This is a genomic window from Hydrogenophaga sp. T2, assembly GCF_049843535.1.
GTDB classification, from domain to species: Bacteria; Pseudomonadota; Gammaproteobacteria; order Burkholderiales; family Burkholderiaceae_C; genus Hydrogenophaga; species Hydrogenophaga crocea.
Genome location: NZ_JBBHZJ010000006.1, coordinates 68,012 through 81,933, shown reverse-complemented (window position 1 = coordinate 81,933; position 13,922 = coordinate 68,012). Strand labels below are relative to the sequence as shown.

The following is a 13,922-nucleotide window of genomic DNA, read 5'->3' as shown; positions in this document are numbered from 1 at the left end:
TCTTTCATGAACATCATCTTCGCCGGCACGCCGGAGTTTGCGCGGACCGCGCTCGAGCACCTGCTGGCCGCCGGCTTTCGCGTGCCCCTGGTGCTGTCCCAGCCCGACCGGCCCGCGGGCCGCGGCATGAAGCTGCAGGCCTCGCCGGTCAAGCAGCTCGCGCTCGAGCGCGGCATTGCGGTGGCCCAGCCGCGCGGCCTGCGCCTCGACGGCAAGTACCCCGACGACGCCGCGGCCGCGCGGCAGGCGATCGAAGCGGCGCAGGCCGACGCGATGGTGGTCGCGGCCTACGGCCTGATCCTGCCGCGCTGGGTGCTCGATGCGCCGCGCCTGGGCTGCCTGAACATCCACGCCTCGCTGCTGCCGCGCTGGCGCGGGGCCGCGCCCATCCACCGCGCGATCGAGGCGGGCGATGCGCAGACCGGCGTGACCATCATGCAGATGGACGAAGGCCTGGACACCGGCGACATGCTCTTGCACGAGGCGCTGCCGATCCACCCCGACGACACCACCGCGCGCCTGCACGACCGCCTGGCCCCGCTCGGCGGGCGGCTCATCGTCGAGGCGCTGGAGCTCGCCGCCTGCGGCGGCCTGCGCGCCGAGCCGCAGCCCGAGGAAGGGGTGACCTACGCGCACAAGATCGACAAGGCCGAGGCCGCGATCGACTGGTCGCTGCCCGCGGCCACGATCGAGCGGCGCTTGCGGGCCTTCGATCCCTTCCCGGGTGCGAGCACCACGCTTGGCGGCGAAACCATCAAGCTCTGGGCCGCGCAGCCGGCCGACGGCGCGGGCCCACCGGGCACGGTGCTCGACGCCGGCGAGGCCGGCATCGTGGTGGCCTGCGGTGAGCGGGCCTTGCGGCTCACCAGCCTGCAGCGCGCCGGTGGCAAGCGCCTGCCCGCGGCCGATTTCCTGCGCGGCTTTCCCATCGCGCGCGGCCAGCGGCTCGGGGCCGCCACATGATCGTCTTCCTCAAGCGCGAACACCGCGCACGCCCCGAGTTCCTGGAAGGCGTGCGCGACCAGGCCTCGGTGGCGCTGGGCATCTCGGCCTGGGGCCTCATGACCGGCGTGGCCATGGTGAAGTCGGGCATGTCGGTGATGGAGGCCGTGCTCATGGCCTTCATCGTCTACGCGGGCAGCGCGCAGCTCGCGGCCGTGCCCATGATCGCGGCCGGCGCGCCGCTGTGGGTGATCCTGGTGGCGGCCTTTTGCGTCAACCTGCGCTTCGTGGTGTTCTCGGCCCACCTGCGGCCCTACCTCATGCACCTGCCGCGCTGGGAGCGCCTGACCACGGGCTACGTCACGGGCGACCTGAGCTATGTGTTCTTTGCGCGCCGGTACCCGCACCCGGGCCGCACGCGCGAGGAGCTCGCGCAGCAGGAGGCCTTCCTCATGGGCAACTGCGCCGTGAACTACGGCGCGTGGATGGGCACCAGCCTGCTCGGCATCGCGCTGGCCAACGCGATTCCCACGCACTGGGGCCTGGGTTTTGCGGGCATCCTCGCGCTGCTCGGCGTCACCTGCTCGCTGGCCACCTCCAAGCTGCGCATGGTTTCCGCGGGCGTGGCCGGGGCGGCGGCGGTGGCCGCCTGGGCCCTGCCGCTCAAGCTCAACATCGTGGTGGCCATTGCCTGCGCGGTGGCCTTGTGCCTGTTGATCGAACAGCAGCGGCCCGCTGCCCCCGGGAGCGCCCATGTTTGACGTCGATCCCTGGACCTTTCTGACCATCGTGCTGCTGGGCGGCATCACGGTGCTCACGCGCGGCTTCTTCCTGATCTCGAGCAAGCCCTGGTCGTTGCCGCACTGGGCGCAGCGCGGCCTGCAGTACGCACCGATCGCGGCGCTGGCCGCGGTGGTGGTGCCCGAGGTCGTGATGAGCCAGGGTCACTTCATCACCACCTGGCGCGACGCCCGCCTCTTCGCGGCCCTGGCCGGCATGGCCTGGTTCTTCTGGCGGCGCGGCGTGCTCGGCACCATCGTGTGCGGCATGGCGGTGTACCTGCCGCTGCGCCTGGGCCTGGGCTGGTGAGGCCGGGCGCTGCGCCTCAGCGGTGCCAGCCTTCCTGGTAGGCCCATTGCGCGAAGCGCGCGTGGGCCTGGGCCTTTTCGATGAGCGCCGGGTTGGCCACGGGGTTGTCGCGCAATTGGCCCTGCTCGTAGCGCATGGTGCGCGCGGAGGTGTCGGGCTGCAGCACCGCCACATCGCTGCCTTCCATGTAGGCCTGCGTCTTGTCGAACTGCATGATGGCCCGGCCCGGCCGCTGTTGTTGCGCAGGATCGCTGAGATCGCGGCCGATCCAGGGCCGCTCGCCGCTCAGGCCCATGAGCGAGACCAGCGTGGGCGCGAGGTCGATCTGGCTCGCCACCGTGGTGATGCGCTGCGGCTGCTTCACCGGGCCGCCGAGGATCAGGCCCGGGATGTGGAAGCGTTCGATGGGCACCAGCGACGGGCCGTACACGCGCGAGTTGTGGTCGGCCACCACCAGGAACAGCGTGTTGTCCCAGTAGCGTGAGCGGCGCGCCTGCTCGAAGAAATGGCCGAGCGCGTGGTCGGCGTACTTCACCGCGTTGTTCACCGTGGCGCGCGGCTGCTCGTGCAGTGTGAAGGGCGCTTCGGGAAACTCGAAGGGCGCGTGGTTGGACGAGGTGAAGACCAGCGCGAAGAAGGGTTTGTCGGCGGGTTGGGCCTCGAAGGCGCGGTGGGCCACGTCGAACAGGTCGCCGTCGGACGCGCCCCAGGTGCCGATGAAGGCGTCGCGCGGCATGTCCTTTTGCTCCACCACGCGGTCGAAGCCGTTGCCCATGAAGTAGCTGCGCATGTTGTCGAAGTGCGACTCGCCCCCGTAGTAGAAGGTCGACTCGTAGCCGTGCGGCTTCAGGAAGCTCGCGAGGGTGAAGAAATCGCGCTGCGACTTCGCGAGCTTCACGGTGCTCACGGCCGAGGTGGGCGGAAACCCCGCGACCACGGCCTCGATGCCGCGCACCGAGCGCGTGCCGGTGGCGTAGAGCCGCTCGAACCAGATGCCCTCGTCGGCCAGGCGGTCGAGGTTGGGCGTGAGCGGCAGGCCGCCCATGCGGCCCACGAACTCGGCGCCCAGGCTTTCTTCCAGCACGATCACCAGATTGAGCGGGCGCGCGCGCGGGTGCAGGCTGGCCCTGTGGTGGCGCGTGGGGCGGTCCTGGTCGGTGAAGGCTTCGGCGGGCAGGCCGGTCTCGCGGCGCACGGTGTCGAGCACCTGCGCGCGCGGCATCTCGGCGTAGGTGATGCCGGCTTCGCTTTTGCGCGCCTGGTAGATCGCGTACATCAGCGTGTAGAGCGAGTTCAGCGGCAGCTCGTTGACCAGGTGGTCGGCCGTGAGCGCCGCGCTCGCCGGGTTGGCCGGCCGGTGGCCCAGCGACCCGCGCCCGGCGATGGCCAGCGACAGCAGCAGCAGCACCGACAGCGGCACCGCCTGCCACAGCGGCAGCAGCGCCGGCGCCGGGTCGGGCCGGCTCAGGCGGCCGTAGCCCAACGCCAGTGCGGGCAGCAGCACCAGGGCGGCCAGCAGGTGCGCCCAGTAATCCTTGACCAGGGTGCCGCCGACCTCCTTCGCGTAACCCAGGTACTCCACGAACAGGTAGTTCGGGCGGCTGTCGTACTGCGCAATGAACGCCGGCGTGGACAACTCCATGAACGCCAGCAGCAGGAGCGCGAGCAGTCCGTAGGCCCAGAGGAAACGGCCCCAGGCGCGCGCGCTGGCCGGATGCAGGGCCATCCAGGGCGTGATCGCCGCGGGCAGGGTCCACAGCAGGCCGAGCAGCACGCCGTCGAAGCGCAGGCCCTGGCGCAACACCAGGCCCCAGGCCTGCACCTCCACGATGCGGGGCGACTGCCACAGTGCCAGGCCGATGCGCGAGAGCCACAGCACCGCGAGCATGGCGAGCATGGGCAGCAGCACGGGGCGCAGCACGCGCAGCAGGTTGCGCAAGGAAGGCGGGCGGTGCGCGCGCCCGGCTCCGCGACGGCCCGGCTCGAAGGCCCGGAAGGCGCCCCAGGCCGCGACGCTCACGCTGCCGCAGATCAGCAGGGTCCACAGCGTGTGGCTGGGGTAGTGCGCGCCGCGCACGGTCTGCACCACGCCCGCGACCAGGCCGATGGCCAGCGTCGTGGCCAGCCAGCGCCGGCCGATGTCGCGCCGCCGCGCGGCCCCGGCCGGGGGTGCCAGCCAGGGCAGGCTCAGCGCCAGAAAGGCGAAGCCGCTGGAGGCATGGCCACCCGGAAAGCAGCGCCCGCCGCCGCCGTCGGCCAGGCCCCGGGCCCAGTGCGACACGTACTGCGCCGCGCCGCCGAAATCCTGCAACTCCCAGGGGCAGCTGGTGAGGCTCTTGTTCTTGATCAGGTTCACCGCCAGCAGCGACAGCAGCACCACCGCCACCACCGCCAGCCGATCGCGGCGCGGCAGGTCCAGGCGGGGCCACAGCACCCACACAACCAGCAGCACGAAGGCCAGGGTCATGGCCTGGCGCACACCGTCGTGCAGCACGCGTTCGAGCAGCCACTGGTGGCGCAGGGCGAAGCCCTGGGGGTCGCCGATCGCCTGCATCACGGACAGGTCGAGGCCGGAGACATCCCACAAGAGGGTGATCAGGAGCAGGCCGCACAGCCAGAGCGCGGCGCGCGACAGCGGGCGGCTGTCGGCCGCGGGCAAGGACAGGAAAGGCATGGCGCGCACTGTCGGGCGCCGCGGTTAATCGAAACTTAAAAAGTTAAGGCTCGCCTAAGATGCCCGCCCATAATCCGGGCGCTTGTTCTTCGATATCAGGCAACTCGATATGCGCGCACTCGTGGTGGAAGACGACGCCGGCATCGCCAGCGGTCTGGAAGTGGCCCTGAAACAGGCGGGTTATGCGGTCGACCTGTGCACCACGCGCGACGCCGCCTGGCACGCGCTGGCGGTGGAGCCCTTCGACGTCCTGCTGCTCGACCTCGGCCTGCCCGACGGCGAAGGCCTGGACCTGCTGGCCCGCCTGCGCCGCCAGCCCGCCCCGGCGCCCGGGCGCAACGCCTTGCCGCGCCGCGACATGCCGGTGCTCATCATGACCGCGCGCGACGGGGTGAGCGACCGCATCAGCGGTCTCGACGGCGGCGCCGACGACTACATCACCAAGCCCTTCGACGCCAACGAGCTGCTGGCCCGGCTGCGCGCCATGCTGCGCCGCGCCGGGGGGCGCAGCAACCCGCTGATCGAGCACGGCGAGCTCGTGATCGATCCCGCCGCCCACACCGTGCTGCGCGCGGGCCAGCCCGTGTCACTCGGCGGCAAGGAGTTCGCGCTGCTGCTCACGCTCATGCAGGCGCGTCCGCAGGTGCTGTCCAAGGCGCGCCTCGAATCGGCGCTCTACGGCTTCGGCGAGGCCCTGGAAAGCAACGCGATCGAGGTCTACATCCACCACCTGCGCCGCAAGCTCGGCGAGTCGCTGATCAAGACGGTGCGCGGCGTGGGCTACTTCATCCCACGCGAAGCGGCGGAGCCGGCCGCGTCCCACACAGGCCGATGAGCGACGCCCCCACGCCGCAACGCCTGCTCCGGCACTACCTGCTGCGCTGGACGCTGGGCGTGGTGCTGGTCATCTGGCTCGCGGTGGTGGCGCAGGCCTGGTCCACCGCGTCGCGCGAGGCCCGCAAGTTCTCCGACGGCCAGATGGTGGCCGTGGCCAAGCTCTGGCTCATGGCCGAGCCGGTGCCCGCGTCGCCGCGCGCGCTCGAGGGCGTGAGCGGCCTGGAGCACGAATTCCTGCAGGACGTGGCGGTGGTGGTGTGGGACGCGGGCCGCCTGGTCACCGACACCCACGGCCTGGCGGGCGGCATCGACCCGTCCCGCCTGCCCACGCCGGGCTTCACCACGCTCGAGCTGCACGCGCCCCAACTGCCCACCCACTGGCGGGCCTTTTCGGTGCAGACCGGTGAAGGAACGGGTCACCGCCGTGTGCTGGTGCTCACCGACATGCGGCAGCGCTACGAACTGGGCGCCGACATCGCCACCCACGTGGCCGAGCCGGCGCTGCTGGTGCTGCCCGTGATGCTGCTGCTGCTCTGGTGGACGGTGCGGCGCGGCTTGCGCCCCCTCGATCGGCTGTCGCAGGAGGTGGAAACGCTCGATGGCTTTGCTGGCCAGCGCCTCGACACCCGGCACCGCTTCCGCGAATTCGGCAGCACGGTGAGCGCCATCAACGGCCTGGTCGACACGCTGCAGGCGCGCGCCCAGCGCGAGCGCGCGTTCGCGTCCGACGTGGCGCACGAATTGCGCACGCCGCTGGCGGCGCTGGCCTTGCAGGCGCGTGCGGTGCAGCACGATCCTTCGCCCGAGCGCCTGGCCCAGCTCGAACAGGAATCCCTGCGCGCGGGCCGCATCCTCAACCAGTTGCTCGACCTCGCGCGCGCCCAGCGCCAGAGCGGGCAGACGGCCGGGGCCGCGGGCGACGATGTGGCGCTGGGCGAGCTCGCGGCGCGCCTGATCGCGTCGCACGCGCAGGGTGCGCACGAGAGCGGGCACGAACTTTCGCTCGTGCAGCCCGAGGCTTCGGTGGTGGTGCGCGCGCAGCCGCTGCTGCTCGAGCTGGCCTTGCGCAACCTCATCGCGAACGCGCTGCGCCACACGCCGCGCGGCACGCAGGTGGTGGTGCAGGTCTGGCGCACCGCCGATGCCGAGGGCGTGTCGGTGAGCGACGACGGCCGGCGCGCCAATGCCGTCGAACCGCTTCCCGCCGAATCGGGCGGCCTGGGTCTGGGCCTGCGCCTGGTGGAGCGCATCGCCGAGCAGATCGGAGCGCGCCTGGTCATCGATGCGGGGGAGGCGCCCATGACCACCCGCTTCACGCTGCGCTGGGAGGCCGGTCTAAGGCAGGCTTAACGCGGCGCGTCGACGCTCCGGGGGTTGTTCATCCTCTCCCGAAAGCCTTCCATGCAGATCCGGTCTCCGTTGACCTGGTGGCGCTTCGCCGGCGCCGATCGCGCCCGCGCGCCCGGCGCCGCCGCGGGCCCCGCGTTTTTTGTCTGGGGCATCGCGCTCTGGCTGGCCACCGCCGGCAACCTGCCGCTGTGGCAACACATCAACGGCCTGGGCGGCACGCTGGCACAACGTGCGGCGCTGATCGTGGGCCTGGGGCTGGTGGTGGCGGGCGGCATCGCCACCTTGCTGTGGTTGCTGGCCTGGCCGCGGGTGTTCCGTGTGGCCGCCAGCGTGCTGCTGCTGGTGGCGGGTGCGAACAGCTATTTCATGTGGCAGTACGGCGTGGTGATGGACCCCACCATGCTCGCCAACGCGCTCAACACCGACGCGCGCGAGGTGCGGGACCTGCTCACCTGGCAGCTGCCGGCCGCGCTGCTGGCGGTGGCCGGCCTGCCGCTGTGGGCCCTGTGGCGCCGCGCGCCTCTCTGGGGCCGGGCCTGGCCGCGCGTGCGGCGCAATGCGCTGGGCGTGCTCGGTGGCCTGGCGCTGACCGTGGTCGTGGCCCTGCTCAGCTACCAGGGCCTGGCCTCGCTGATGCGCAACCACAAAGAGCTGCGCTACATGGCGAACCCGCTCAACACCGTGTATTCGGTGACGCGCGTGGCCGCCAACCGCCTGCCGCGTCAGGTGAAGCCGCTGCTGCCGGTGGGCGAAGACGCCGTGCTCGGCGCCAGCTACACCCACCAGGCGCGCCCGCCCTTGCTGGTGCTGGTGGTCGGCGAAACCGCGCGGGCACAGAACTTCGGCCTCAACGGCTATGCGCGCGACACCACGCCCGCGCTCGCGCGCTGGCAGGCCACGGGCTCGCTCGTGAACTTCAGCCAGGTGCGCTCTTGCGGCACCAACACCCTGGTCTCGGTGCCCTGCCTTTTCTCGCCGCTCACGCGGGCCGAAGGCGGCGACCAGCCGCCCGAGCACCAGAACCTGCTCGACGTGCTGCAGCGCGCCGGCCTCGCGGTGCTCTGGCTGGACAACCAGGCCGGCTGCAAGGGCGTGTGCGACCGTGTGCCGCACGCCTTCGCCGGTGACCACCCGGTGCCGGGGCTGTGCGAAGGCAGCGAGTGCCTCGACGCCGCCCTGCTCGACGGACTCGAACGGCGCATCGCCGCGCTCGACCCGCAGCGCAGCGCGCGCGGCGTGGTGGTGGTGATGCACCAGATGGGCAGCCACGGCCCGGCCTACTCGCTGCGCGCGCCCGCCGACCGCAAGCCCTTCATGCCCGAGTGCCGCAGCGCCACGCTGTCCGACTGCCCGCGGGAGCAGCTGCTCAATGCCTACGACAACTCCATCGCCTACACCGACCACTTCCTCGACCTCACGCTGCAGTGGCTCAAGGGCCAGGCCGACCGCGGCAGCTTCGACACCGGCCTGATCTACGTGTCCGACCACGGCGAGTCGCTGGGCGAGAACGGTCTGTACCTGCACGGCGTGCCTTACGCCTTCGCGCCCGATCAGCAGACCCACGTGCCCATGGTGGCCTGGTTCTCGAACGGCCTGCGCGAACGCGCCGGCCTCTCGCTGGACTGCCTGCGCCAGCGCGCGGCTGAACCGATGTCGCACGACAACTACTTCCACTCGGTGCTCGGCCTCATGGACGTGCGCACCCGTGCGCGCCTGCCCGCGCTCGACGCGCTGTCGCCCTGCGCGCGCAGCGCCGGCTGATCTCCAGGGCGCCGCAGGCGCCCTTCCTACAATGCGGGTTTCGTCTGACGCAGCACCACGCCCGCCCACCATGTCCGCATTCATCCGCTTCTCCGACCTGTGTTCCAGTGGCCGAGTCAAAGGCCAACGCGTGTTCATCCGCGCCGACCTCAACGTGCCGCAGGACGATGCCGGCCGCATCACCGAAGACACGCGCATCCGCGCGAGCGTGCCCGCCATCCGCATGGCGCTCGACGCCGGCGCGGCCGTGATGGTCACCTCGCACCTGGGCCGCCCCACCGAAGGCCAGTTCAAGCCCGAAGACAGCCTGGCCCCCGTGGCCGAACGCCTGGCCGAGCTGCTGGGCCAGCCCGTGCGCCTGGTGGCCGACTGGGTCGACGGCGGCTTCACCGTGGCGCCGGGCGAGGTGGTGCTGCTCGAGAACTGCCGCCTGAACGTGGGCGAGAAGAAGAACAGCCCCGAGCTCGCGAAGAAGCTCGGCGCGCTGTGCGACGTGTTCGTGCACGACGCCTTCGGCACCGCGCACCGCGCCGAAGGCACCACCTACGGCATCGCCGAGACCGCGCCGGTGGCCTGCGCGGGCCCGCTGCTCGCGGCCGAGATGGACGCGATCGCCAAGGCCCTGGCCAACCCGAAGCGCCCGCTGGTGGCGATCGTGGCGGGCTCCAAGGTCAGCACCAAGCTCACCATCCTGCAAAGCCTGGCGGGCAAGGTTGACCAGCTCATCGTGGGCGGCGGCATCGCCAACACCTTCATGCTCGCGGCGGGCCACCAGATCGGCAAGAGCCTGGCCGAGGCCGACCTGGTGGGCGACGCGAAGGCCGTGATCGAGGCCATGAAGGCGCGCGGCGCCGAGGTGCCGATCCCCACCGACGTGGTGGTGGCGCAGCGTTTCGCGGCCGACGCGCCGGCCACGGTGAAGAAGGCCAGCGAGGTGGCCGACGACGACCTGATCCTGGACATCGGCCCCGAGACGGCGGCGAAGCTGGCCGCGCAGCTCAAGGCCGCCGGCACCATCGTGTGGAACGGTCCGGTGGGCGTGTTCGAGTTTGCGGCCTTCGAAGGCGGCACCAAGGCCATCGCGCAGGCCATCGCGCAGAGCAGCGCCTTCAGCATCGCGGGCGGCGGCGACACGCTGGCGGCGATCGCCAAGTACGGCATCGAGAAAGACGTGGGCTACATCTCCACCGGCGGCGGCGCCTTCCTCGAGGTGCTCGAGGGCAAGACCCTGCCCGCGTTCGAGGTGCTCGCGCGCCGCGCGCAGGCCTAAGCGTCCGGGCGCGTGGGAATGCGCGCCACCACCCACGCACCGATCGCCGCGCCGAGCAGCACCACGGCGAGCAGCACGGGCCGCTCGCGCAGGCCCCAGGCCGAGACCGACACCATCACGAGCATGCTGCCCTGGGCGATGCGCTTGGTGCGTCGGCTCAGGCTGCGGTGGGCCTCCCAGTCGCGCACCATGGGGCCGAAGAAGCGGTGTTCGCGCAGCCAGCGGTGCAGACGAGGCGAGGCCTTGGCGTAACAGGCCGCGGCCAGCAGCACGAAGGGGGTGGTGGGCAGGCCCGGCACCACCACGCCCACGAGGCCCAGGCCCAGCGACACGCTGCCGGCCAGCCAGAGCAGCCAGCGCAGTGCGCGCGGGGTTTCTTCAGGGGACGCCATGCGCCGGCATGATAGCCAGCGCCTGGGCGCCGCGGCCGCTCAGGCCGCGGGTGCGATGGTGAGCGACACGCCGCCCACGCCCTCGACGCTGCCTTCGAGCACGTCGCCCGCCACCACCGGGCCCACGCCCTCGGGCGTGCCGGTGTAGATCAGGTCGCCCGCTTGCAGGTGGTAGAAGAGCGAGAGGTCCTGGATGATCTCGCGGATGTCCCAGATCAGCTTGTTCACGTCCGAGCGCTGCTTCTCGGCGCCGTTGACGCGCAGTTCCAGCGCGCCGCTGTCGATCACGCGCCCGGGCATGGGCACGATCTCGCTGCACACCGATCCCTGCTCGATGTCTTTGCCCAGGTCCCAGGGGCGGCCTTTGTCGCGCGCCACCAGTTGCAGGTCGCGGCGCGTCATGTCGAGGCCGGCCGCGTAGCCGTACACCAGCTCGTGCGCGTCTTCGGCCTTCACGCGAAAGCCCGCGCGGCCGATGGCCACCACGAGCTCCATCTCGTAGTGGTAGTTGCCGGTTTCCGGCGGGTAGGCCACGGTCGCGCCCGAGGGCGTGAGCGTGGAGATCGACTTGGTGAAGTAGAACGGGCGCTCGACCGACTTGTCGACGGGCTTGCCCATCTCGACCGCGTGCGCGTGGTAATTGCGGCCCACAAAGAACAGGCGGTTGACCGGGAACAGCGTGGATTCGCCGCGGATCGGCAGGGCGGCCACGGGGGGCGGGTTGAAGAGGTACTGGGGCATTTCGCGCTCGGGCTTCAGGGCATGTTCGGTTGGTTGTCGGGACGCACTTCGTACACGCCGAGCTTGCGGTGCAGCGGCGATTCGTCGGCCACGAAGAGGAAGGCGGGTTCGCTGGCCGAGGCGTTGGCCAGCGTGGTGGCGGTGTAGCCGGGGATGCAGCAGGTGTCGGCCTCGGCGAGGTCGAAGGCCTGGCTCGCGGCGCTCACGCGCGCGCGGCCTTCGATCGCGTGGTACACGCAGGCCGGCGAGCGCGCGGGCAGCGTGAGCGTCTGGCCCGGGCGCAGCATGAGCGCGTGAAAGCCCAGCACGTTCTCGGCGTCCTCGCCCGACTCGGGGTTGGTGTAGGTGAGCTGCACGTGCTCGGCGTCGGGCCGGTCGGCCGCCAGCGCCAGCAGCGCGGCCCGGGCGTCGGCCCAGGGGTAGCGCAGCATGGGGTAACGCTGGCCGCTGCGGCCGAACACCGGCGTGGGCACCAGGCCCGCGCGCGCATAGGCCTGGTCGCCGCGGCCGAGCAGGGTTTGCTGGCGGCCGCCGTTGAGGTGGTAGCTCACCTCGAGGTAGTACATGAGCGGCAGGTCGAGCACGTCGAGCCAGATCACGGGCTCGGTGCCGTCGTGGCCGTGCTCGTGCCAGCGGCCGGTGGGCGTGAGGATCAGGTCGCCGCGGCTCATGGGGCACTTCTCGCCGTCCACCGTGGTCCACGCGCCTTCGCCCTCGACCACCATGCGCACCGCGTTGGGCGTGTGGCGGTGGCTCGGGGCCCATTCGCCGGGCAGCAGCAGCTGCATGCCCAGGTACAGCGCGGCGCTGGCCTGCATCTTCTCGAGCGTGTGGCCGGGGTTGGCGAGCACCAGCACGCGGCGCTCGGCCTTCTCGATCGGGGTCAGTTCGCCGGCCTTGAGCAGCAGCGGCTTGATGTCGCGGTAGGCCCAGTGCGTGGGCTGGGTCTGGCGCGTGGGGATCTGCGGCGGCAGCACGCCGCGCAGGCTGGGCCACAGCGGCACCAGGTTGCGCTCGCGCAGCGCGGCCACGTAGTCGGCGGGCAGGTCTTCGAGGCGTCCGAGGTCGTTCATGCGGGATCTCCGTTTCAGTGCGGGGCCAGGCAGGTCTCGACACGCCAGCCGTACAGCCATTCGATCGCATCGTAGAAGCGTTCGGGCGAACGGCCGCGCCAGAGGTCGTTGCGCACCAGGCGTTCGACGCCCTTGGCGTGGTAGATGCGACCCATCTCGCGTGAGCTCAGCACGATGCGCGCGGTGCGCGCGATGCGCGAGCGCTGGTACAGGTCGAGCGCCTTCTCGAAGTCGCCGCCGTGCACGCGCAAGGCCTCGCCCAGCGTCACCGCGTCCTCGATCGCCATGCAGGCGCCCTGCGCCATGTACTGCGTGGTGGGGTGGGCGGCGTCGCCCAGCAGGGTCACGCGGCCGTAGCTCCAGCGCTCGACGGGATCGCGGTCGGCCGTGGCCCAGCGCTTCCAGCTCTTGGGCAGTTCGATGAGCTGGCGCGCCTTCGGGCAGATGCCCTGGAAGTAGCTCAGCACCTCTTCCTTGCTGCCGTCGCGCACGCCCCATTCCTCGGCCTCGCGGCTGTGGAAGGTGACCACCACGTTGTACTGCTCGCCGCCGCGCAGCGGGTAGTGCACCAGGTGGCAGTGGGGGCCGGCCCACAGGCTGGCCGCGTTCCAGCGCAGGTCTTCGGGGAAGTCGGCCTTGTCGACCACAGCGCGGTAGACCACGTGGCCCGTGACGCGCGCGGGGTCCCCCACGAACTGCTGGCGCACCACCGACTTCACGCCGTCGGCGCCGATCAGCGCCTGGCCGCGGTAGGCCTGGCCGCGCTGGTCGTACACGGTCACGCCCTCGGCGTCCTGCTCGATGCGCTCGATGCGCGTGGCGGTGTGAAAGCCCACGCGGTCGCCGGCTTTCTGCACGCCTTCGAGCAGCGAGCCGTGCGCGTCGGCGCGGTGGATCACCGCATAGGGGTTGCCGAAACGCTGGCGGAAGGCCTCGCCCGTGGGCACGCGGCCGATGGTGGTTTCGTCGATCGCGTCGGTCATCACCATCTCGTCGATGTAGACCGCGCGCGAGCGTGCCGCCTCACCCACGCCGAGCGCGTCGAAGGCCCAGAAGGCGTTGGGGCCGAGCTGCATGCCGGCGCCGATCTCGCCGATCTCGGGCGCCTGCTCGAACACCTGCACCCGAAAGCCCTGCCGCACCAGGGCCAGGGCGGCGGCAAGGCCGCCGATGCCGCCGCCGGCCACGAGCACCGGCAGATCGCTGGCTGTGGTTGCCATGCGTGTCTCCTCTGAAAGATTGCACACTGATAGTCAGTACACTCATCATAAGTGCTCTGATAGCATCGTGTCCACCTTTTCACCGTGTGCCGACATGACAACTCCCGAGCCGACCAGCGTCAACATCGACGACCAGCCGGGCCACTACATCCGCCGGCTGCACCAGATCTCGGTGGGCATCTTTTTGCAGGAGCTGTCGGGCCTGGGCATGACGCCGGTGCAATACGCGGCGCTGCAGACCGTCTCCAACCAGCCCGGCATCGACCAGCGCACGCTCGCCCGCAGCATCGCGCTCGACACCTCGACCACCGGCGGCGTGATCGACCGGCTCGAACAGCGTGGCGCCATGGAGCGGCGCACCGCGCCCACCGACCGCCGCGCGCGCCAGCTCTGGCTCACCGCCGAGGGCGAGCGCCTGCTGGCCGAGGCGGTGCCGGCCATGCTGTCGGCGCAGCAACTCATCCTCGCGCCGCTGACCGAACGCCAGCGCGCGGAATTCATGCGGCTGGTGCGCATCGTGGTCGACCAGAACAACGCGTTGAGCCGCGCGCCCAGCGAAACCGGCCGCTGAGC

At 71.2% G+C, this 13,922-nt stretch carries 13 protein-coding genes; 8 read left to right on the top strand and 5 right to left on the bottom strand.

The window, feature by feature from the left end:
• Positions 1–6 precede the first annotated feature (6 nt).
• From fmt to WDZ95_RS15030, 3 genes are read left to right on the top strand one after another with little or no spacing between them, the layout of a single operon-like run.
• On the top strand, positions 7–963 hold the full coding sequence (fmt, locus tag WDZ95_RS15040; protein ID WP_425779538.1) for a methionyl-tRNA formyltransferase: 957 nt from the start codon (positions 7–9) through the stop codon (positions 961–963).
• Positions 960–1,703, top strand: a complete 744-nt coding sequence (locus tag WDZ95_RS15035; protein ID WP_425779536.1) for an AzlC family ABC transporter permease — start codon at positions 960–962, stop codon at positions 1,701–1,703. Before fmt ends, WDZ95_RS15035 begins: the two co-directional genes overlap by 4 nt.
• Positions 1,696–2,031, top strand: a complete 336-nt coding sequence (locus WDZ95_RS15030) for an AzlD domain-containing protein (RefSeq protein ID WP_166228887.1) — start codon at positions 1,696–1,698, stop codon at positions 2,029–2,031. Before WDZ95_RS15035 ends, WDZ95_RS15030 begins: the two co-directional genes overlap by 8 nt.
• A 16-nt stretch (positions 2,032–2,047) precedes the next feature.
• Here the strand turns inward: WDZ95_RS15030 and WDZ95_RS15025 are convergent, their stop codons facing one another.
• The gene (locus tag WDZ95_RS15025; RefSeq protein ID WP_425779533.1) at positions 2,048–4,705 is read right to left on the bottom strand and encodes a sulfatase-like hydrolase/transferase; all 2,658 of its coding nucleotides are present in this window, start codon (positions 4,703–4,705) and stop codon (positions 2,048–2,050) included.
• Between the two features lie 109 nt (positions 4,706–4,814).
• Here WDZ95_RS15025 and WDZ95_RS15020 point away from each other — a divergent pair, with 109 nt between their 5' ends.
• The 4 genes from WDZ95_RS15020 to WDZ95_RS15005 all read left to right on the top strand — a co-directional run bounded on the left by WDZ95_RS15020 (position 4,815) and on the right by WDZ95_RS15005 (position 9,923).
• The gene (locus WDZ95_RS15020; protein ID WP_166228885.1) at positions 4,815–5,540 is read left to right on the top strand and encodes a response regulator; all 726 of its coding nucleotides are present in this window, start codon (positions 4,815–4,817) and stop codon (positions 5,538–5,540) included.
• On the top strand, positions 5,537–6,892 hold the full coding sequence (locus WDZ95_RS15015) for a histidine kinase dimerization/phospho-acceptor domain-containing protein (RefSeq protein WP_425779531.1): 1,356 nt from the start codon (positions 5,537–5,539) through the stop codon (positions 6,890–6,892). Before WDZ95_RS15020 ends, WDZ95_RS15015 begins: the two co-directional genes overlap by 4 nt.
• Before the next feature lie 51 nt (positions 6,893–6,943).
• Positions 6,944–8,653 carry a phosphoethanolamine transferase gene (locus WDZ95_RS15010; protein ID WP_425779529.1) on the top strand — a complete coding sequence of 570 codons (1,710 nt, stop codon included), beginning with the start codon at positions 6,944–6,946 and terminating at the stop codon, positions 8,651–8,653.
• Between the two features lie 70 nt (positions 8,654–8,723).
• On the top strand, positions 8,724–9,923 hold the full coding sequence (locus tag WDZ95_RS15005) for a phosphoglycerate kinase (protein WP_425779527.1): 1,200 nt from the start codon (positions 8,724–8,726) through the stop codon (positions 9,921–9,923).
• Here WDZ95_RS15005 and WDZ95_RS15000 read toward each other — a convergent pair.
• The 4 genes from WDZ95_RS15000 to WDZ95_RS14985 are packed head-to-tail and all read right to left on the bottom strand — an operon-like array spanning position 9,920 to position 13,349.
• Positions 9,920–10,315, bottom strand: coding sequence for a YbaN family protein (locus WDZ95_RS15000; protein ID WP_425779525.1), 396 nt, complete (start codon positions 10,313–10,315; stop codon positions 9,920–9,922). The two genes, WDZ95_RS15005 and WDZ95_RS15000, sit on opposite strands and share 4 nt — an antisense overlap.
• A gap of 39 nt (positions 10,316–10,354) precedes the next feature.
• Positions 10,355–11,056, bottom strand: coding sequence for a fumarylacetoacetate hydrolase family protein (locus WDZ95_RS14995; protein ID WP_166228875.1), 702 nt, complete (start codon positions 11,054–11,056; stop codon positions 10,355–10,357).
• Positions 11,057–11,070: 14 nt separating this feature from the next.
• Positions 11,071–12,129 carry a cupin domain-containing protein gene (locus WDZ95_RS14990; RefSeq protein ID WP_425779523.1) on the bottom strand — a complete coding sequence of 353 codons (1,059 nt, stop codon included), beginning with the start codon at positions 12,127–12,129 and terminating at the stop codon, positions 11,071–11,073.
• A gap of 14 nt (positions 12,130–12,143) precedes the next feature.
• Entirely contained in the window at positions 12,144–13,349 is a 1,206-nt protein-coding gene (locus tag WDZ95_RS14985; RefSeq protein WP_425779521.1) for a 3-hydroxybenzoate 6-monooxygenase, read from the bottom strand.
• A 94-nt stretch (positions 13,350–13,443) separates the two neighbouring features.
• Between WDZ95_RS14985 and WDZ95_RS14980 the strand changes: the two genes are divergently transcribed.
• Entirely contained in the window at positions 13,444–13,920 is a 477-nt protein-coding gene (locus WDZ95_RS14980; RefSeq protein ID WP_166228869.1) for a MarR family winged helix-turn-helix transcriptional regulator, read from the top strand.
• The last annotated feature ends 2 nt before the right edge of the window (positions 13,921–13,922 follow it).